Origin of the sequence: Sphingobacterium sp. ML3W (assembly GCF_029542085.1) — a bacterium.
Taxonomy (GTDB): Bacteria; Bacteroidota; Bacteroidia; order Sphingobacteriales; family Sphingobacteriaceae; genus Sphingobacterium.
On sequence record NZ_CP107036.1, the window covers coordinates 4038152 to 4059406 of the forward strand.

At 41.1% G+C, this 21255-nt stretch carries 16 protein-coding genes and 4 tRNA genes; 12 read left to right on the forward strand and 8 right to left on the reverse strand.

Features of this window, described 5'->3' with window-relative positions; all coding sequences use genetic code 11:
- Positions 1 to 84: 84 nt before the first annotated feature.
- Entirely contained in the window at positions 85 to 2208 is a 2124-nt protein-coding gene (locus tag OGI71_RS17060; RefSeq protein WP_282250473.1) for a prolyl oligopeptidase family serine peptidase, read from the reverse strand.
- A 218-nt stretch (positions 2209 to 2426) separates the two neighbouring features.
- Between OGI71_RS17060 and OGI71_RS17065 the strand changes: the two genes are divergently transcribed.
- The 9 genes from OGI71_RS17065 (at position 2427) to OGI71_RS17105 (ending at position 8040) form a co-directional block, all read left to right on the forward strand.
- Complete coding sequence (locus OGI71_RS17065) at positions 2427 to 4595, forward strand: M1 family metallopeptidase (RefSeq protein ID WP_282250474.1); 2169 nt, start codon at positions 2427 to 2429, stop codon at positions 4593 to 4595.
- 58 nt (positions 4596 to 4653) lie between these two features.
- Positions 4654 to 5409 (forward strand): UDP-2,3-diacylglucosamine diphosphatase, encoded by a 756-nt coding sequence (locus OGI71_RS17070; protein WP_282250475.1) that lies wholly within the window; start codon positions 4654 to 4656, stop codon positions 5407 to 5409.
- A complete protein-coding gene (locus OGI71_RS17075; protein WP_282250476.1) occupies positions 5391 to 5972 on the forward strand; it encodes a Crp/Fnr family transcriptional regulator in 582 nt (193 codons plus the stop codon). The genes OGI71_RS17070 and OGI71_RS17075 overlap by 19 nt, the downstream gene beginning before the upstream one ends.
- Positions 5973 to 6045: 73 nt before the next feature.
- The gene (locus tag OGI71_RS17080; RefSeq protein WP_104385092.1) at positions 6046 to 6375 is read left to right on the forward strand and encodes a multidrug efflux SMR transporter; all 330 of its coding nucleotides are present in this window, start codon (positions 6046 to 6048) and stop codon (positions 6373 to 6375) included.
- Positions 6376 to 6473: 98 nt separating this feature from the next.
- Positions 6474 to 7547, forward strand: coding sequence for a peptide chain release factor 1 (gene prfA, locus OGI71_RS17085; RefSeq protein ID WP_223583747.1), 1074 nt, complete (start codon positions 6474 to 6476; stop codon positions 7545 to 7547).
- A gap of 73 nt (positions 7548 to 7620) precedes the next feature.
- Positions 7621 to 7694, forward strand: a tRNA-Asp gene (locus OGI71_RS17090).
- 60 nt (positions 7695 to 7754) lie between these two features.
- Positions 7755 to 7831, forward strand: a tRNA-Asp gene (locus OGI71_RS17095).
- Between the two features lie 31 nt (positions 7832 to 7862).
- A tRNA-Asp gene (locus OGI71_RS17100) sits at positions 7863 to 7936 on the forward strand.
- 27 nt (positions 7937 to 7963) lie between these two features.
- A tRNA-Asp gene (locus OGI71_RS17105) sits at positions 7964 to 8040 on the forward strand.
- A 59-nt stretch (positions 8041 to 8099) separates the two neighbouring features.
- Here the strand turns inward: OGI71_RS17105 and OGI71_RS17110 are convergent.
- The 3 genes from OGI71_RS17110 to OGI71_RS17120 all read right to left on the reverse strand — a co-directional run bounded on the left by OGI71_RS17110 (position 8100) and on the right by OGI71_RS17120 (position 13902).
- A complete protein-coding gene (locus OGI71_RS17110; RefSeq protein ID WP_282250478.1) occupies positions 8100 to 8324 on the reverse strand; it encodes a (4Fe-4S)-binding protein in 225 nt (74 codons plus the stop codon).
- 48 nt (positions 8325 to 8372) lie between these two features.
- Positions 8373 to 9614, reverse strand: a complete 1242-nt coding sequence (locus tag OGI71_RS17115) for an MFS transporter (protein ID WP_282250480.1) — start codon at positions 9612 to 9614, stop codon at positions 8373 to 8375.
- Positions 9615 to 9855: 241 nt separating this feature from the next.
- A complete protein-coding gene (locus OGI71_RS17120; RefSeq protein WP_282250482.1) occupies positions 9856 to 13902 on the reverse strand; it encodes a glycoside hydrolase family 2 TIM barrel-domain containing protein in 4047 nt (1348 codons plus the stop codon).
- Between the two features lie 292 nt (positions 13903 to 14194).
- On the opposite strand from OGI71_RS17120, the gene OGI71_RS17125 reads away from it, so the two are divergent.
- Both OGI71_RS17125 and OGI71_RS17130 read left to right on the forward strand, forming a co-directional pair.
- A complete protein-coding gene (locus OGI71_RS17125) occupies positions 14195 to 14767 on the forward strand; it encodes a sigma-70 family RNA polymerase sigma factor (protein ID WP_120261390.1) in 573 nt (190 codons plus the stop codon).
- A gap of 24 nt (positions 14768 to 14791) precedes the next feature.
- A complete protein-coding gene (locus OGI71_RS17130; RefSeq protein ID WP_282250483.1) occupies positions 14792 to 15898 on the forward strand; it encodes a serine protease in 1107 nt (368 codons plus the stop codon).
- A gap of 367 nt (positions 15899 to 16265) precedes the next feature.
- On the opposite strand, the gene OGI71_RS17135 is transcribed toward OGI71_RS17130, so the two are convergent.
- Positions 16266 to 16901: a peroxiredoxin gene (locus tag OGI71_RS17135; protein ID WP_077438013.1), complete on the reverse strand. Its 636-nt coding sequence runs from the start codon at positions 16899 to 16901 to the stop codon at positions 16266 to 16268.
- A gap of 287 nt (positions 16902 to 17188) precedes the next feature.
- Between OGI71_RS17135 and OGI71_RS17140 the strand changes: the two genes are divergently transcribed.
- Positions 17189 to 18325: an acyl-CoA dehydrogenase gene (locus OGI71_RS17140; protein WP_282250487.1), complete on the forward strand. Its 1137-nt coding sequence runs from the start codon at positions 17189 to 17191 to the stop codon at positions 18323 to 18325.
- Positions 18326 to 18389: 64 nt separating this feature from the next.
- On the opposite strand, the gene OGI71_RS17145 is transcribed toward OGI71_RS17140, so the two are convergent.
- The 3 genes from OGI71_RS17145 to proB are packed head-to-tail and all read right to left on the reverse strand — an operon-like array spanning position 18390 to position 21082.
- Positions 18390 to 18794 (reverse strand): hypothetical protein, encoded by a 405-nt coding sequence (locus tag OGI71_RS17145; protein ID WP_282250489.1) that lies wholly within the window; start codon positions 18792 to 18794, stop codon positions 18390 to 18392.
- Between the two features lie 9 nt (positions 18795 to 18803).
- Positions 18804 to 20054 carry a glutamate-5-semialdehyde dehydrogenase gene (locus OGI71_RS17150; RefSeq protein ID WP_282250491.1) on the reverse strand — a complete coding sequence of 417 codons (1251 nt, stop codon included), beginning with the start codon at positions 20052 to 20054 and terminating at the stop codon, positions 18804 to 18806.
- Positions 20051 to 21082: a glutamate 5-kinase gene (gene proB / locus OGI71_RS17155; protein ID WP_282250492.1), complete on the reverse strand. Its 1032-nt coding sequence runs from the start codon at positions 21080 to 21082 to the stop codon at positions 20051 to 20053. The genes OGI71_RS17150 and proB overlap by 4 nt, the downstream gene beginning before the upstream one ends.
- Between the last annotated feature and the right edge of the window lie 173 nt (positions 21083 to 21255).

A 21255-nucleotide genomic window follows, 5' to 3' on the forward strand; every position in this document is an offset into this window, starting at 1 on the left:
ACTTCGTTGATCTGGACTTTTTTATTGTCTTTGGATAAAACTATCTACAACCGAAATAGACTGTAGATAGTCCCTTCAATATCCTTATTTCAATTCTTTGACACCCATATTCCAGAGGGCAAAAGCGTATTTATCAACGGTACTATTGATCAACACCTCTGTAGATCGACCAGCACCGTGCCCTGCTTTGGTTTCAATACGAATCAATACAGGGTTATCACCAGCCTGCTTAGCCTGCAATTCGGAAGCAAACTTATACGAGTGCGCAGGAACAACACGGTCGTCATGATCTCCGGTCAATACCATTGTCGCCGGATAACTGACTCCTGTTTTCACATTATGTACAGGCGAATAAGCCTTCAGATAATCAAACATCTCTTTGCTGTCAGCGACAGTACCGTAGTCGTATGACCAGCCAGCACCAGCGGTAAAAGTATGGTAACGCAACATATCCAACACGCCGACCTCTGGTAGTGCCACCTTAGCTACTTTAGGGTCAATAGTCATTGTCGCTCCAACAAGCAAACCCCCATTAGAACCTCCTGACAATGCGGTGTATTCTGGTGAAGTATAACCATTTTCCTGTAAATAATGAGCCGCAGCAATAAAATCGTTAAATACATTCAGTTTGTTGAACTGTCTGCCGCCATCATGCCATTTTTGACCATATTCACCGCCACCACGTAAGTTAGGAACAGCATACACACCACCATTTGCCAACCAAACCGCAACGGATGTACTGAAAGCCGGAGTCAGACTGATATTAAATCCGCCATAACCGTATACAATCGTTGGATTTTTACCATTCAAGGCGATGCCTTTTTTATAGGTAATAATCATTGGCACCTTTGTACCGTCCTTCGAAGTATAAAATACTTGCTTCGATTCATATTGGTCGCTGTCAAATTTGACATTCGGTTTGATATAAAGCGACGATTTCCCCGAATTGACATCAAATTTATAACTTGATGAAGGCGTAATGTAATTTGAGAAACCAAAGTAGATTTCCTTTTCCTTTTTCTTACCCGAAAAACCGCTTGCTGTCCCTACACCAGGTAATTCAATCTGTCTGATTTTTTTACCTGTATAATCGTATTGGATAACAACAGAAACAGCATCTTTCAAATAGTTTGCAAATAGATAGCCACCACCGGTACTGATAGAAAGTACATTTTCGGTTTCAGGAATGACATCCTTCCAGTTTTCCTTTGCCGGATTTTTTAGATCTACTTTAACTAATCTATTGTTGGCAGCTTTATAGTTGGTCTCCAATAAGAAGGTGTCTCCAATATTATCAACTACACCTGTATTTGCATCAAAATGATCCTGTAGGCAGATGATCTTGCTATTCGGCTTGCTCAGATCCTGATAATAAAGTTCATTTCCAGTCGTTGTATTTGCCGCAGAGATAATCAGATAGCGCTGGTCATCTGTTAATGAAGCACCGACATAACGTCTTGGGGTTGCCGAACCGCCAAAAATCAGCTGGTCTGTAGATTGCGCTGTTTTAAGTTTATGATAATATAATTTATGTTGATCTGTTTTCTCAGATAGTTCAGACCCTTTGGGTTTATCATAGCTTGAATAGTAAAACCCATCATTACCTTTCCAAGCAATACCAGAGAATTTGACATCAACAAGCGTCTCGCCCACCGGTGCTTTATCCTTTGCATTCAATACGATCACTTTTCTCCAGTCCGAGCCACCTTCAGAGATCGAATACGCCACTAGACTTCCGTCCTTTGAAAAAGAAACGTCGGCCAATGAAGTCGATCCATCTTTCGAAAAAGTATTTGGATCAAGGAAAACTTCCTCCGCTCCATTCTCACCCTGTTTGCGGTAAAGCACGGAATGTTGTTGGAGCCCGTTGTTTTTAAAGAAATAGGTATATGCTCCTTCTTTGAAAGGTGTTCCTATTTTTTCATAATTCCAGATTTCCGTTAATTGCTCTTTCAATTTTGTCCGGAAAGGAATAGTATTTAGATAATCAAAAGTGACTTTATTTTCGGCCTGAACCCAACTTTTTGTTTCTGCTGAACGGTCGTCTTCCAACCAACGGTAGGGATCGGATACCTTCTCGCCCCAGAATTCGTCTACGACAGTGCCTTTGCTCGTCGTTGGATATTTCAACTGCTGTCCACAAACAGTGCTTGCTGTACCTGCCATACCTATCATCATCAGGATAAGGCCAATTTTTTTGTTTATCATAAAAAACTTTATACTTGTTTCATCCAAAAATAACAAATATAATTTCAGAATTCATAGTGCTAATCTCAAGTAAATGTCATTCTCGTCCGTTCAGAAACAATAATTCACTCTTTTCAAAGAACGGACCGTGTATCCTATCCATGGATTTTCCGAAATCGTTATTTTTACATCAGCCGAAATTTATTTAGCTTTATTTAAATCTTCTAAATAATTCAACAATGCGCAAAAGAATCGCTTTCCTATACTTGGCCCTATCCCTTTCTGCTATCGGTATGAGTCAAGCGCAGCAACTTCCAATAGATCAGCAATATCGTTCCACTCCCACTCGGGTCAACAACCTCGTTCATACCAAACTCGATGTCCGTTTTGACTATAAAAATCAATTTTTGAATGGAAAAGAATGGGTCACCCTACAGCCACATTTTTACCCAACGGATTCACTGCGTTTGGATGCCAAAGGTATGGATATCAAACAAATTGCGCTGGTCAATGGGCAACAACTGATCCCATTAGAATTCACCTATGATGATAATTCTCTTCTGATCAAATTGGATCGCAATTATCTCTCCAATGAGAAATATACCATCTATCTGGATTATACGGCCAAACCCAATCTGCTAAAAGCACAGGGCAGTGCAGCAATCAATGACGCGAAAGGGCTCTACTTTATTAATCCAGCTAAAAGCACGCCGAATAAACCGCAACAGATCTGGACCCAGGGCGAAACAGAGGCCTCCTCCGCCTGGTTCCCAACCATTGACCGCCCCAACCAAAAGACCACAGCCGAAATTTCAATGACCGTACTGGATAATTATGTCAGTCTGTCCAATGGAGCTCTAGTCAACCAGCAGAAGAACAATGATGGCACACGCACCGATACCTGGAAAATGGATCTTCCCCATGCGCCCTATTTATTTATGATGGCCGTGGGAGATTTTAAGATCTTTCAAGATAAGTACAATAATATTCCTGTTGATTATTACCTGGAGCCGAAGTATGCCCCTTATGCGAAGGATATCTTTGGTAAAACACCTGCCATGATGGATTTTTATGGCAAAACCTTGGGAATCCCTTATCCTTGGAACAAATATGCACAAATCGTTTGTCGCGACTATGTCTCTGGCGCTATGGAAAACACCACAGCGACCTTACATGGTGAGCATGTGCAAAAGACCAAAAGGGAACTTCTCGATGAAAATGAAGAGGGCACTATTGCCCATGAGTTGTTCCATCAATGGTTTGGTGATCTGGTTACCGCCGAATCCTGGTCCAACTTAACGATGAACGAATCTTTCGCAACCTTCGGTGAAATCATCTGGCATGAGCATGATGGCGGCAAGGAAAAAGGTGATAAATCAAGATTTGAAAAACTACAATCCTATCTCAAATCAACCAAAAATGGCAATAGTCCAGCGCTCGCGCGTTACTATTACCACGACAAAGAAGATATGTTTGATAACATCAGCTACGCCAAGGGCTCATTGATCTTATACGCCTTAAAAGAACAGATGGGTGATGCTGCCTTTTATCAATCACTCAAAAAATACCTGACCGAGAATTCTTTCAAAACTGGGGAGCCACAGCAGCTGCGTCTCACGATGGAAGAAGTGACAGGTAAAGACTGGGCACCTTATTTCAACCAGTGGTATTACAAAGGAGGACATCCTATACTCAAAGTGACAACCAAAAATGAAAACAATATACTGAGCCTCAACATCGCTCAAGTGCAAGATTCCGCTGTTCAAACGTTTCAAATACCACTTGCCATTGACATCCATACCAAAGAAGGCAAAATGAGAAAAACGGTACAGTTAAACAAACGGAATACTCAGCTAACTATTCCCCTAAAAAATACGGTTGAATTTATCGATATAGATCCCGAAAAAACACTTGTCGGTGAGATCCGTATTGACAAAACCGAGGCCGATTATCGTTATCAATATGCGCATGCACCTTCTTTTGCCAACCGTGTCACCGCAATGCTATTTGCCATTAAAAACCCAAAAACAACAGCGGGACGGGAGATACTAACAGCGGCATTGGCTGATCCGGATGCCGACCTCGTGGCGACGGCCATTCAGGGGCTCGATCTAACGGATCCAACTAGCCGGAAATCGACAGCGAACAGCATTGCTTCATTGGCTGAAAAATCAACCGCCTCGGTCGTACGTGCTTCAGCAATCCGAAAGCTGGGACAGATCAAAGATAAAAAATATAAAAACCTGCTACTTAACGGGGTTAAGGATCAGTCTTATATGGTTATCGCAAGTTCAATCATGGCCATTAAAGATGCCTATCCTGATCAGCTCCAACAGACTTTGAAGCAAATCGATCCCGAGGCTTCGGAATATTTGAAAACCCTCCTAACAGATTTGTCCAAATTGTAAAAAAGATATTGTGGAAGCGAATTTTGTATTCGCTTCCATTTTCTTTAGATTTGGGCACATGTCAACAAGAAAAAAAATCTATTTTGCCTCAGACTTCCATCTAGGATCCTATCCGTTGGAACATTCGCGCGAAAGAGAGCAATCCATTATTCAATGGCTCGATGCGATCAAGGTCGATGCCGCAGCGCTCTATCTTGTTGGTGATATATTCGATTTTTGGTTTGAATATGCGACTGTAGTTCCCAAAGGTTATATACGCTTTTTGGGTAAACTGGCGGAAATTGCCGACCTCGGGATCCCGATCACGCTATTTAAAGGCAACCACGACATGTGGATGTTTGATTATCTCAAAAAGGAATTGAATGTTCAGATCGTTGACAATGAACTGGAACTTGTACTAGACAATAAACTTTTTTATATCCACCATGGGGATGGATTGGGTTCCGGTGATTATAAGTACAAATTGCTCAAAAAAGTATTTCGGAGCCGTTTCTGCCAATGGTTATTTGCAAGATTACACCCCAATTTGGGCATAGGAATCGCCACCCGATGGTCCAAACACAGCAGACTTTCCAATAATGAAGATGAAAAATTCCTGGGCGAAGACAAGGAATGGCTGATCGGTTATGCGAAAGAACTCGAAAACAAGCAACATCACGATTTTTACCTATTTGGCCACAGACACCTACCCTATGATCTCAAACTAAATCCAGAAAGCCGTGTTGTCAACTTGGGCGAATGGATCAATTATTATACCTACGCGGTATGGGATGGGGAAACTTTAAGTTTGGAAAAATGGGAGAAAAAATCGTAATTTCTTTAGCAGACTGCTTTCAGGGCTACCATTTTCTAAACCCAGACAGCATTGATCGGCTGGCGCAGATCAGTCAAAAGCTCGTATGTAAGCGGAATAGTGTATTGATCAGGCAAGATAAAATCCAGAAGGACATTTATTTTTTGGCATCCGGATTAGCGCGGGTCTATTACGAAACTGCGGACAGACAGATTACCCTGGATTTTGTATCTCCAGGGGGTACATTAATCTCGATGAACAGCTATGTGCATGACACACCTGGATACGAAAACATTGATCTTCTAGAAGATAGTATTGTCTACCAAATTGACCAAAAACAATTATTTGCGCTCTATGAGAGTGACATTGCCATTGCCAATTGGGGAAGAAAAATGGCTGAGCTAGAATTTATCAAAGCGGAGCAGCGTACGATGTCCAAGCTTTTTAATACAGCCCAGGAACGCTATTCCGAGTTGCTCGAAAAATATCCCCAATATATACAACGGATCAAGCTTGGTTACATCGCCTCATACTTAGGTGTTAGCCAAGTGACCCTCAGCCGTATTCGTGCGAATATCCTTTAAAATTTTTAACATTTGTTAAAATTATTCTGCGGAAAAACGTAGACCTTTGTCCCTGAAACAAAAAAACAGATATATGAACTGGGTATTTTTAATTCTTGGAGGAATATGTGAAATTGGTTTTACAACCTGTTTGGGAAAAGCCAAGGATGCAGAAGGTAGCGCGCAATGGCTCTGGTATGGCGCCTTTGTTGTCTTCCTATTTGCAAGTATGGGCCTATTGATTAAAGCTACACAAACACTTCCCCTAGGAACAGCCTACGCTGTGTGGACGGGTATCGGTGCAGTCGGAACGGTTTTAATGGGTATTATCTTCTTTAAAGAACCCGCAGATTTCTGGCGCATATTCTTTATTTTCACGCTGATTGCTTCTATCGTTGGACTAAAAGCAGTTTCCTCTCATTAATAGCTGGCTAGGTAGTTCAAAAGCAACAAAATTTCCTTACTTTTGTACTCTCAATAGTAATCTAGGTCATAAATTCCTAGAAGAAGCATTTTTGATATATGTTAGATAAATTACAAGCGATCAAAGAAAGATGGGAAGAAGTGGAAGCTGAATTAAGCAACCCTGACACCATGCAAGATATGAAACGTTTTGCCAAATTGAATAAAGAATACAAAGATTTGGGCAAAATCGTGGATCAATACCATATTTATAGAAATATGGTCAGTAATATTGATACCAATAAAGACATCATCATGAACGAGAAGGATCAGGAACTTCGTGAGATGGCCAAAGAAGAGTTGGATATTTTATTGGTTGAAAAAGAAGAAAAAGAAGAAGAAATCCGTTTGATGCTCATCCCTAAAGATCCTGAGGATGCCAAAAATGCCATTATCGAAATTCGTGGTGGAACAGGTGGTGACGAGGCGGCGTTATTTGCCGGTGACCTTTACCGTATGTACACCCGTTATTTTGAAACAAAAGGCTGGCGCAATGAGGTGATGGACGTTACCGAAGGAACTTCAGGCGGCTATAAGGAGGTTATCCTTAAAGTAATCGGTGAAGATGCTTATGGTCAATTGAAATATGAGTCAGGTGTACACCGTGTGCAACGTGTTCCTGATACAGAGACACAAGGTCGTGTACATACATCAGCAGCTTCAGTTGCCGTATTGCCGGAAGCAGAGGATGTCGACGTAGAGATCAATCCAGGTGATATCGAACTACAGACATCCCGTTCAGGTGGTGCTGGAGGTCAGAACGTCAATAAAGTAGAAACAAAAGTACAATTGACACATAAACCAACAGGTATTGTTGTCGTTTGTCAGGTAGAACGTTCCCAATTGGCCAACCGTGAGTTAGCCATGGAGATGCTTCGTAACAAACTTTATGAGCTCGAACTGAACAAAAAGAACGGTGATATTGCTGCTAAAAGAAAAACTTTGGTATCTACAGGTGACCGGTCGGCAAAAATCCGTACTTATAACTACCCACAAGGTCGCGTAACTGAACATCGTATTGGTATGACAATGTACAACCTACCGGCGATTATGGACGGTGATATTCAAGGAATTATCGATGCATTGCAGTTTGCGGAGAATGCAGAGCGGATGAAAGACGGTCAGGTAGACTAGTTTTTTTTCAAAAAATCTTTGCAGATACGTAAACAAACGCTATATTTGCACACCTTCTGAGGAGAAGGGTTGAGGTCTGGTAGTTCAGCTGGTTAGAATACATGCCTGTCACGCATGGGGTCGCGGGTTCGAGTCCCGTCCAGACCGCTTCAAAAAAGAGAGTAATCTCGGTAAGTTCTTTAACAGAATAAGTTTTTAAGATTTTTAGGTCTGGTAGTTCAGCTGGTTAGAATACATGCCTGTCACGCATGGGGTCGCGGGTTCGAGTCCCGTCCAGACCGCCAAAAATTATTAAAAACAATCTTTAAGATTTTAGGTCTGGTAGTTCAGCTGGTTAGAATACATGCCTGTCACGCATGGGGTCGCGGGTTCGAGTCCCGTCCAGACCGCTAAAATTTTAAAAAACACACATTGTTGGTCTGGTAGTTCAGCTGGTTAGAATACATGCCTGTCACGCATGGGGTCGCGGGTTCGAGTCCCGTCCAGACCGCCAACAAAAAAAGCATCATTTGAATAAAATGATGCTTTTTTTTGTTACACGAATTTCCTCTTCTATTTTTTTAGTTCGTATTGCAACGCTCCCGAAGGACAACGCTTAATCTGATCAATCAATTCCGCTGTGTTGGCATTTTGAGCCGTAATCCAAGGCCGATCTTTAGGATGATATACCTGTGGCAAACTTTTAACACAGACGGCGGTATGTTCACATCGCTCGGGAATCCAAAGCACAGTGATCTCCCCATTGGGATGATCATATCTAACAATCTTTTCTTCCATAATAAAAATCTCTCCTGAAATACTAATATCAATAAGTACGATTTTGTTTTAGGAAATCGGACGTCTTCGTTTGATCATCCTGCTGACACGATAGAGCATAAAAATCGCCACGATAGAGAGTAACACGACAATGACACCCAAGATTGGGTAATGCTCCAATGGACTTTCTTTTGTCTGTTGAACAATGATCACACCAGCAAGTGACGCTGCTACTCCCCCAGCCAGCTGTTGTAAAGACGAACTTATACTCATAAATGCACCTCTATCCTTCATCTCAGGAACCGCACTGATCAAAGCCGAGGAAGGTGTCATGCGGCTAAGGATGCCGGCCATCATCAGGATATTCAGAATAACAACAAGATAAAATGGTGTAACTCCCAGATTGGTATAAATCAAGACCACTACCATCAGCCATATTGAAGCTAGCGCAAAGATTTTAAATTTATCATAGCGGTCACTCAATTTCCCAACGATAGGCATAATAATCAGTGAGGCAACACCGGATATCATAAATAATAGGGGCAATTGCTCATGACTAACATGCAAATTATTGACGGCAAAGGCACTTCCAAAAGGCATCATCATATAACCACCAATGGAGAGCAGCGCTGTCGCGAGAAAACCGATGCGATATTCCTTTTGCGAGAATGTTGACCAAAGGTGTTTAAGTGCAGATTGATGTTTCTGCAGGCCGATATGTGCAGTTATAGGAATCAGTTTAACTGCAATAATAATGACAATGATCAAAGCCATGACTGCGATCCATAAGAAAGCACTATGCCAGCCCCAATTATTGGCTATATACAGACCTATCGGAATCCCCAGCACCTGACTCGCACCAAAACCCATCTGTACAAAGCCCATGACACGTCCTCTTTGTTGAAGCGTGAATATATCCGTAATAATAGCCATGGAAATCGATCCAATGACACCACCAAACAAACCCGTCACTATACGGGCAGCAACCAAAGTCCAATAGTCATTGGCGAAACTGCAGAAAAAGGTTCCAATGATAAAACCCGAATAAAAAAACAGCAAGAGCTTCTTCCGATCGAAGCGATCGGCAAAACCAGCAGTCAATAGTCCAGATGCGCCGGCACTAAAAGCATAGGCTGAAACTGCAATGCCAAATTGAGATGGTTTTAGATCGATGGCCTTCATCAAGATATCGCCCATAGGTGACATCACCATAAAATCGAGCACGACGGTAAATTGTGTAATCGCCAGCAAAAACACCACGAGTTTTTGATACGCCGTAAATGGGGCATTCGCCTGTTGGTCTATTTCCATATGATAATGATGATCTTGGTTTAAACTGTGTTAAAAATACACAAGCGCTGGAACATTCTCAGCAATAAGTTTATAAAATTTACTGGATCCTATTCTATAGAACTGCAATGAACGTGTCCACCTAGTTTACGTAATGCCCATTTTAACCCGTAAAACCTATATATTGGAAGCAGATCGATAAAACAAAAAAGCCAGCACCCCTGTTCCCAAGTGCTGGCTTTAATCACATCTAGTTTATACTTTATTCCGCGATAACAGCAAACTCTGCTCCCGAAGCGAAATCATCGCCACGTTGTGAATTTAATGCTGTAAAGCGAATATAACGCCCCTTGACAGGTTTCTCAAACCGAACGGTTTTGAGTTTTTTATTTCGTTCGAATGTACCTGACGTCACATCCTCCCAGTTTTTACCATCTTTACTTACCTGAATCTTATAATCCTTGATATCGCCATTGGCGCCATCTGGCCTCGGCAAAAATGTAAAACCTTTGATCGTCTTCACACTCGCCGCATCGAAATCAACCCAATGCGGATATTGAGCTACGGTGACCGAGTACATCGTATGCCAGATCGACGTAGGATCTCCATCTAATAGGTTCTTGGCATCACCTTCGCCCGTCTCCTGGCTGGAAGCAAAGACCACTTCCATCGGAACCGTCTCGATCTTACTGTATTGTTGTGTTACTTTTAGTTTTTCATTTCCCTGATACCACGCTGTTATTGTTCCCCCCTGACGCAGATCAAAAGAGTTCTTATAGGTGTTTGCTTTTCCATTATTCAATGAATACAGTACTGTCTCAGCTTTATTTCCCGAAAGAACAGATACCTCGCCTGTCGAACTTCTAGCGAAAGAAATAGGGGCATCTCCAGCTGTAGCAACATGGGCTTTGGCTAGGTAATCATTTTGCTGGATCGGACGGATAATAAAACCGATTGAAGTCGGTACTGCTTTCACACGGTCTTTTTCCAATGGAGGCCCTTGTCCACAACTATTACCACCAAGGCCTGTGACTGCAGCGTCCAAATGCAAATGCACACCGGAGCTTTTTGGTAATTGATAAGGGTGCGGCGCAAATGTCAATTCCAGCTCACTATATTCCAATGCAGACGTAGCGAGATGTTCCTTTGCAATGAAGATCGCTCCTTCTCCATCCTTATTGGTCAAAGATGTCCAACGCACATCCTCATTGTTACTCATATTTTGAGGGTTGGGCCAAGCTACGAATTGATCTTTTACTGTGCTTTTATGTAATTCAATAAATTGTGCAGTCTTACGATCCGCATAGTTATTGATTGGACCACGTCCATAATAGCTGTAGTTACCAAACTCACCTGGCAATTGCAAGGAGTACCCCAATCTTGCCAATACAACACTTGCATTGTTGGAAGTGATACTAGATGATAATTCAATCGAACCATCCTTATATATCGTCCAGATCTGATTGCTGGTAAATTTGAAATCATCAGTACCAAATGGCTTATCTGTATGTTCTTTGAGTGTATAGGTTCCAGATGTTCCACCCAATAAAGAAGCACCATAGGGAGCCTGTGATTCAATTGTAAAGGCCAAAACTACTGCACCATCTTTCTTCGTATAGCTGTTTGAAGACAATACTGTGTGCTTTAAATTATGTAAGCCTTTTTCAAACCATTGCTGATAAGCCCAGTTATCATTATCGACGGGTGCACGCAAAGCATCTAGTTTAGGTCCTTCACCATCCCGTATAATTTGCTTGTTAGCATACGCTAAGCTATAGATTGACCCAGTCTTATTGTCAAATTTTGCAACAAACTGATCCCCTTTTACCACCTGCAACTCACCTTCTTTGGAAAGGATCGGATTTTTACCCTTGGCAACAGACGAAATCAACGGTTTATTTTCAGCCGCTTTAACCAACAGCTGTTCCTCCATTTGAACAAAGCCCTTATTTGCCCATGGCTTGTCCTCATTGAGAGCAAACTGAACTTTTACAAAATATTCAGATCCGGCATCCAATTTATCATATTCGATCGGTAGGACAACCTGTTTCTTCTGACGAGCTTTTGGCAAATCAGCAGCAGCTATTTTACCCGTGTTTCCAGCAATAGCTACACCATCTTTGAACAAAGACCATTCAACTTCATAGTCACTAAGATCTCTAAAATAGTTTTTATTGAATAGCTCTATTTTTCCCTGTTGAATATCGATAGCTTTAACGCCTACATTTTGATAAACCTTTTTGACTTCAAAGTATTGTGGTTTGGGCTTCATATCAGCGAAGATCAATCCATTGTTGACGAAGGTACCATCGTTAGGTTTGTCGCCAAAATCACCACCGTAGGCAAAAAAGCGTTCCCCGGTTTTCTTATCATAGTAATACATGGATTGATCAATCCAATCCCATATTGCCCCACCCATGAAAAAGTTTGTCGACTCAATAGCTTCCCAGTAATCGATCAGGTTACCGACAGCATTTCCCATCGAGTGCGAATACTCGGAGATATGGAATGGGTACTTCAATTTGTACGTTCCCTTGACAGCTCCTCTGACCCAGTCAATAGATGGGTACTGATTTGAACCCATGTCTACTATTGTGTTGTTACGTTCGTATTGGACAGGTCTTGAGGTATCGATTTTCTTGATCGCATCATAAGCGGCCACAAAATTATCGCCAGGACCAGCCTCATTCCCAAGCGACCAAATCACAATAGAAGGATGATTAATAGTGGCATGCACCATTTCGATATTACGTGCCACGTGCGCATTTTTCCATTCTGGGACATGAGAAAGGGACTCTTTTCCATAATAATATTGATGGCTTTCGATATTGGCCTCATCCTCAAGATAGATACCATATTTGTCACAGAGGTAATACCAATATGCAGGTTCTGGATAATGTGAATTACGCACATGATTGATATTGGCACTTTTCATCAGCTTTACTTCGGCCTCCATCTGTTCCCGGGTAACGACTTTTCCATGTTCAGGATTCGTCTCATGGCGGTTCACACCTTTCAGCTTAACCGTTTTGCCGTTGATGTAGTAATAACGTCCAGCGAGGCCAAATTCGTCATCAGACGCCTTGGTATCTTTAATTTCAACCTTCCGAAATCCGACATAGGTTGAAACAGTCTCGATCGTTTTATTTTTCTTGTCCTTCAATTCGGCTACCAATGTATACCGATAGGGAAGTTCAGCGGACCATTTATCTGGATTTCTTACCGCTAATGTCGCTTCAATACTGTTCGAAGCCTTTGCATCCAATTGCGGAACAACAGCAGATGCTTCAGCCTGATCTACAAGTGTATTCTCATCACTATAAAGTTTATTTTTATACAAGGAATAAACAAGCTTATAACCATCGGCTTTCTTATCGCTCAAATTACGGACGGTACCCGTAATTTTTAAGGTACCATTTTCATAGCGATCATCTAATGTTGGAATTGCTGCCAGATCACGGACTTGGATTTTGGGAGTTGAAGTCAATGAGACATCGCGAAATATCCCTGGTAGTCGAAACATATCTTGGTCTTCCAAAAATGAAGCGTCCGAACTCCGATATACTTCTACAGCCAATACATTCTCTCCACCTTTTTTTAAGAAAGCAGAGATATTAAAGGAAGCAAGATTTCTTGAATTTTTTGAAAACCCGACATATTTACCATTTACCCAGAGATAGAAAAAGGAGTCTACTCCATCAAAATTGAGAAATACCTCACGACCATCCCAATCCTTTGGGACGGTAAAATTACGACGGTATGACCCCACTTCATTGCGGTATATATAAGTCGTCCAATCTTGTGGTGGTGTGCGCATCACGCCACCACGCCAATCATCGACTTTCACTTGGTGTTGAAAGATCACACGTTGATTGGAGTAGATTGGCACACCGTATTTTAAGCTGCCATCCTTTTGAATACCGTAGATATTCCAACTCATTGGAACAGGTACCGATTCCCAAGCATTTACATCATATTTAGGATCGTAAAATTCTTTTGGACGTTCTTCAGGCGTCTTTACCCAATGAAACTTCCAGGAACCATTGAGTGACCGCCAAAAGTTACTATGCTCCGGAAGTACTTTTCGCGCATTTTCTACGTTTGAAAAGGAAAAGAACGAAGCGTGTGGCTGTTCTTTGTTGAGTGATAATAACTGTGGTGATTCCCATTCATTACCTTTTGGAGATAATCTATCTTCATACTGGAAACCTTCGATATGTGGCGTAAAAGACTGTCCCACTGTCAAGGTCGAATGAAGAGCCAGCAATGAGGTCAGTAACGTGGAAAAAATAACTGATTTTCTTAACATAATGTATTTAAGCATTTTAGTTCAGGAAACCAAATGTAACTTCATTTTAGAGGAATAACAAGCAGATTATTAAAGCACTCGATTGCGAAACTTTTTCGATACATAAATAAACAACGGATGATTCAAGGGTCATCTGAAAATCGAAGCAAAAACAAATGCTTTCGGTTTCAGGGAATAAGCAGTATTTTTGGGCGTAGATTTCGCATTAAACAAATAAAAGTTTACGTTTGAAAATATTTTGAAGATTTTCATTTTTCAAAGGGTTACAATTTAGGCATTAAGGTATTAATAGGTGAGTAAATTCAGTAAATCAGTCCTGCTAGAAAATGATGAGCAGATCATTGAAGGCCTCAAAGAAGGCAATAGCTTGGCGATAGATAGTATCTATAAACGATATTATCCATCCATAAGCCATATGATACTGCAGAACAATGGAAGTGAGGATGAAGCAAAAGATATCTTTCAGGAGGCTGTAATTGTGCTCTACGATAAAGTTGCCAAAGGTGACTTTGAGCTCAGCAGCAAACTCAAAACATATCTTTACTCGATTTGCCGAAGGCTTTGGCTTAAGCAACTCAATCGTGCTGGTTTTGGCAATAGTGACATTAGCGGTTATGAAGACTCCTTATTTGAAGAAGAGGATCTACAACAGCACCAAGAACTTGAAAAAAAGTTCGATCAAATGGAACTTGCGCTAGAGAAAATGGGAGAACCATGTAAGACGATCTTACATGACTTCTATATCTTAAACCACTCGATGCAGGACATCTGTGAAAAATTTGGTTATACCAATACAGATAATGCCAAGACTCAAAAATATAAATGCCTTCAACGGCTGAAAAAAATATTTTTTTCAACAGATTAAAATTTGAGTAACACCATGGGAACAATGAATCAAAAAGAATTTTTCGAATTGGCTGACCAATATCTCCGCGGGGAATTACCTGCATCGGAGAAAGTGGCATTCGAATCTTTTTGTGCTGAAAACCCTTCGTATGCTGCCCAATTACAACAACACCGCGACTTTGTTACCAATATGAAGGAAACTAGCCAGAGGCTTGATTTCAAAAATGTATTGGCCAACTCAGCCAAGGAATATCATAAATCCCAAGGTACAACCACGAAAGTGGTTCCGATGAAACAGTCTACCGTTATTTCTCTTTGGGAGCGGATCAAAGCCAGCTCTTTAGTAGCTGCAGTTGTGGCAGTATTTGCGGTATTTGGCACCTTATGGCTAAGTGGCTATTATAGCAACTTGGAAAAAGCCTCTTCAGATTACAGCGCATTACGTCGTGACATGAATAATGTTAAAAAGAACGTCAATGCACATAACGCTGCGATCAAAGATATCAATGATAAAAAGTCGGTTAAAAGTAGCGAAAGCCAATTTGGAGCGACAGGTTTTATGTTGACAACAGATGGTTATGTAGTAACCAACTATCACGTGATCAGTGGTGCTGACTCCATTTACCTGCAAAATGGTAAAGGTGAGTCTTACAAAGCACAAGTTGTTCACACCGATGCCAGCAAAGATTTAGCAATCTTATATATCGCTGACAAAAACTTCAAAAAGGCTAAAAGCTTACCTTATACCTTCAAAACGTCTACTTCAGATTTAGGTGAGGATATCTATACAATCGGATTCCCTCGTGATGAAGCCGTATATGGACAAGGATACTTAAGCTCTTCAACTGGTTATGCGGGTGACACCATTGCTTATCAGATATCCGTTCCTGTCAATCCAGGAAACAGCGGTGGTCCGGTCCTAGATAGTAAAGGGAATGTGATCGGTATTATTTCAGGTAAACAAAGAGGAATAGATGGTGCTGCTTTTGCCATCAAAACCAAGTCAATCATGAATGCCCTTGCTGATATCCCTAGCGACTCATTAACCGCAGGCGTAAAAATCAATAGAAAAAATGCATTGGCAGGTCTGCCGAGAACCGAACAGATCAAAAAATTACAAGACTATATTTATATGGTTAAGGTCTATTAAGACTGTAATCTTATCATGCTTATAAAAAGGCGGTACATAAGTATCGCCTTTTCTTTTGACCTTTTCGGCCACTCTCCCTTTTTAGTATGCTTCCATATCTTTCTGCTGTGTCGTTCACAGGTACAAACCCAAATAAACAGTACGGTTTCAATAGTTATGCATGAAGTAATTTTAATGCTGGAACATGAGCGACCAGAATTTCAGATCATAAGGAATGTATGTATCCCACATGAAAGTTATGCTTTCAGTAGATTGACAGGTTCGAATAAGTTTAGCTAACTTTGTGTATAGAATAGGCCCTGAAATGAAAAACGTCAGACCCAAAAAGATCTGACGTTTTGTATGCCAATAAATTTAACCTAATTACCTATAGATTAGGCTGCGGGGTTGTTCTCAAATAAGGCTTGATTTCCTTAAATCCTTTTGGGAATTTTGCCGGAATATCTTCAGTCTTAATTGCAGGTACGACAATCACGTCTTCACCATGCTTCCAATCCGCCGGTGTAGCCACCTGATAATCTGCAGTCAACTGTAATGAATCTATCACCCGTAAGATTTCATCAAAATTACGTCCAGTAGATGCAGGGTATGTCAAGGTCAATTTGATTTTTTTATCCGGGCCAATAATGAAAACCGAACGTACAGTAGCTGTTAAAGAAGCATTCGGATGAATCATATCATACAACTCAGAAATGTGCCGATCTTCATCTGCAATAACCGGAAAATTCACCTCCGTTTGTTGCGTTTCATTGATATCTTTGATCCAGTTCAAATGATCGTTTACATTATCTACACTTAACGCAATCGCTTTAACGCCTCTTTTGTCAAATTCAGACTTCAATTTCGCTGTACGCCCCAACTCAGTTGTACATACAGGGGTATAATCAGAAGGATGTGAAAAAAACACCACCCAGCTATCTTTAATATAATCGTGAAAATCGATTTCACCAATAGTCGTTTGCGCTTTAAAATTTGGCGCTTCGTCTCCTAATCTTAAACTCATAATCTTATCTTTTAAATATGTTCAAAACCACATACTCTACAAATATAGTAGATTAAATTTAGCAAACAAATAATTCCCTACTTTTTTAAATTGAGATGAAAAAACGCTAATTAAATACTATGCAAGCATAATATATATTTTGTATATTTGATTATAAGCTAGCTATTTCGCCCAAAAAGGGCCGGAATTAGCACCTACGCCGCGATGCTAAAAACATTTTTTGCTTCGCGACGATTAAGTAAAGAGTTACAGTTGTGATAAGTTATAGACCCTAAAATTGAGATATCATGAACTTTGAATTAAGCGAAGAACATAAAATGATCCGTGATGCAGCACGGGAGTTTGCCCAAGAACTAAAAGCGGGTGTAATACAACGGGATGAAGAAGCCAAATTTCCGACAGATTTTGTCAAACAGATGGCCGGCCTTGGATTTATGGGTATCATGACACCTGAAGCCTATGGTGGTGCTGGTATGGACACCCTGGCTTACGTAATTGTATTAGAGGAAATCGCCAAAATCGATGCATCCGCAGCCGTTATTGTTTCCGCTCACAATTCTTTGGTACTCTATGGACTGAATGCTTTTGGAACAGAAGAGCAAAAACAAAAATACCTTGTGCCATTGGCCAAAGGCGAAAAACTAGGGGCATTTGCACTCTCAGAGCCTGAAGCTGGATCGGACGCCTCCTCACAACATACAACAGCCGAAGACAAAGGCGACCACTATCTACTGAATGGCACGAAGAATTGGATTACCAATGGTGGTCACGCTGATATTTACCTCATCATTGCACAGACTCATCCAGAAAAAGGCCATAAAGGAATCAACGTATTGATTGTTGAAAAAGGATTACCTGGGTTCACAATTGGGCCAAAAGAAAATAAATTGGGAATCCGAAGTTCAGATACGCATTCGTTGCTATTTTCGGATGTCAAAGTACCCAAAGAAAATCGTATCGGTGAGGATGGCTTTGGGTTCAAATTTGCTATGAAAACGCTCGATGGAGGACGTATAGGTATCGCAGCACAAGCATTGGGTATTGCAGCCGGTGCATATAATCTTGCGCTTGCCTATTCCAAAGAACGTAAAACATTTGGTAAGCCAATCTCAGAACATCAGGCGATCCAATTTAAACTGGCTGATATGGAAGTAGATATCGAAACGGCGAGGTTGTTGACCTATAAAGCTGCATGGACCAAAGATCAAGGTCTACCCTATGGAAAAGAAGCTGCAATGGCCAAACTACACGCTTCTGAGGTAGCCATGAAACATACTGTCGAAGCTGTTCAGGTCCATGGCGGTTATGGTTATGTGAAAGAATATCATGTAGAAAGATTAATGCGTGATGCCAAGATCACACAGATCTATGAGGGTACTTCTGAGATACAACGACTGGTTATTGCACGAGAAATACTACGTTAAGAATGTTCATAGTATAACTTAAAATAAAAATCCTGTCCCTTCTCAAAGAAACGGACAGGATTTTTTATTGATTATTCAATTTACCATCTATCATCGACAGGTATTGATAATCCTGAAAAGAGAAACTCGCCGTCTCAGCCATAGCCAAATTTAAGATAAGCTTTGCTTTTCGCAATAAATTCTGCTGTTCTTCACCGTTTGCATTCAGTCCATCAAAGAGCAAGGTCAATGCAAGTGGATGTAACTGCTGTGCCTGAAGTTCCTCTTTTGAATAGGTCGTCAGTTCGCTTTCGGAAAGTCCCAAAAAATATCCCCTACTCTTCTCAAAGAACTTTTCATAAGCACCTTCAAAAACCTTCGGATCCGTAGGCTCCGTAAAAGCATCATGCCCTTCCGTCCAGATACGTAGAAATTTACCAATTTCCTCGATCCAGTTCATCAATACATCTTTCTTAAAACTTAATCCCATAGTCTTTTCTTATCGAATCTGCCCATTGCCGCGGACAATCCATTTTTCTGTTACCAACTTTTCCAATGCAAAAGGACCACGTGCGTGCAGTTTTTGTGTTGAAATACCTATTTCTGCACCCAATCCAAACTCACCACCATCCGTAAAACGAGTTGAAGCATTCGCATATACCGCTGCTGCGTCCACTGCATTCAAAAATCGTTCGATAGTCAATTCATGCGAAGACACAATACACTCCGAGTGTTTTGATGAATATTTTTCGATATGTTCCAAAGCTTCATCCAATCCATTGACTATTTTTATCGAACACTTCAAATCTAGAAATTCTCTTCCAAAATCTGCTTCTTCCGCTGCCACTAAATTTGAAAATTTTTGATGCTCCAATAATTTATAGGCAATGGGGTCTGCAAATACCTCCACGGCAGCATTTTCAAGGTAAGGTGTTAGTTTAGCTAAAAATTCTGGTGCTACTTCCTTATCCACCAAAACTGTGTCCAGAGAATTACAGACCGATGGTCTGGAGATCTTTGCATTGGCTACAATTTTTGCAGCCATCTCGAGATCAGCAGTTTTATCCACATAAGTATGACATACACCAGCGCCGGTTTCTATAACAGGGACTTTCGCATTTGCCCGAACAAAATCTATCAGAGACTGCGAACCGCGTGGAATAATAATATCGACATATTTAGTAGCCTCCAGCAATTCTGATACATGTTTACGCGCTACAGGCAGCAATTGCACAATGTCTGTGGGGATACCATTTGCTTCTAATACCCGATGGATAACCCGCAGCAAGGCCTCGTTTGTATATTGCGCATCAGAACCGCCTCGCAACAAACAAACATTACCAGACTGGATACAAAGCGCCGCTACATCTATTGTAACATTCGGCCGGGACTCATAGATCACACCAACAACACCAAGCGGGACCGTTATTTTCTCTATTTCCAATCCATTGGGCAAAATTTTCTTAAGCAACAGCTGATCGGTCGGATCTGCCAGATCAGCAATCTGTTTTACGCTAGCTGATAGTACCTGTAAGCGATCACTATTCAGCAGAAGACGGTCTTTCTTTGGATCTCCATCATCCATACGATCCAGGTCAATTTTATTCGCATGCAGGATTAGGGCCTCCTCCTCAACAAGTGCGACAGCGATAGCCTCCAAAGTGACCTTTTTAGCATCTGGAGCAAATTGTTGCAAGAATTGTTTCGCCTTAGCTGCCGCCTTCAATTGTTCAATTATTGATTCACTCATAACAATACGATATCATTTGCATGCGCAATTTCTAAATTCTTTTTACTGGACTGAAATAACAAAGATGAATCCATTTTCGCCCGGGCCACAGCCACTGTCAGACCATCGAGGTTCACAATGTTCAGCACCTCTCCTTTCTCAAAATGTTCAACAATACGCGTTACACCAACAGCGAGTAAGCTTTTATGCTTCAACAAAGCCTCTTCAGCACCTCGGTCCACCATCAGTTCACCCTTAATTAGACTTCCACTCGCCAACCATTTTTTTCGTGAGGAGATCTTTTTACGCTCCGGCAAGCACAAGGTACCTGTCTCATGTTTGATAGCTTTCGTGATCGCATCTTCGGTCTGCATGCTAAAAATAACCACTTCAATTCCCATCTGATTAGCTAGACGTGCAAAATTCAATTTTGAGGTCATCCCCCCTAATCCTACCGCAGATTTATCTTTCCTTGCCAATCCCAGAACATCCCGGTCAATGGTTTCGATCTTTTCTATGATTTTATTATTTGCATCCAATACGCCTGGAACAGAAGTACTAAACAGTAATTTTTCAGCACCAAATCCAACAGCAATCAACGTAGCCAGTTCATCGTTATCCGAGAACTTCAACTCTTTATTGCTCACCACATCATTTTCGTTTGCTATCGGGATAACATTGTTCCGCCACAGTTCCTCATAAGTATTCTTTAACTGGAGAAACTGGTCCCGATTGGAAAAATGATGCCTTTCACATAGGCTTTGCGCCAACGAAATCTTAAAAGGCCTGAAGTAGGTGGAATACGTATTAATCAATATCGGATTTCCGATGGCGGCAGCGGCCTTCCGCTCCGACAGTGTACCTGTATAACTGGGGAGAAAACGCTTGCCGGCAGCAACAGCACCTGAAGATACCAGGACAATATTGTACTTCTTCTGCAAAGAAGCAATCTGCCGGGCAACCTCCAAAACAATACGTTCATCAACTTCTCCCTCTTTCGTGGTAATAGAAGCCGATCCAAATTTGACAACGAGAATAGGCTTTTTCATTATAACTATGCTTTAGTTTAGATTAAAGCTCTAATTTACTGAGAAGAATTTGATTTTTGCAAAATATGTTAATAATTGAACAATATTGCGCAATAAAATACCACCTATTTTTAAGCAGGTAAGCCTCCTTCACACGAAAAATAGATCGTAAGGAAAGGCTATCCAAAGAAGTA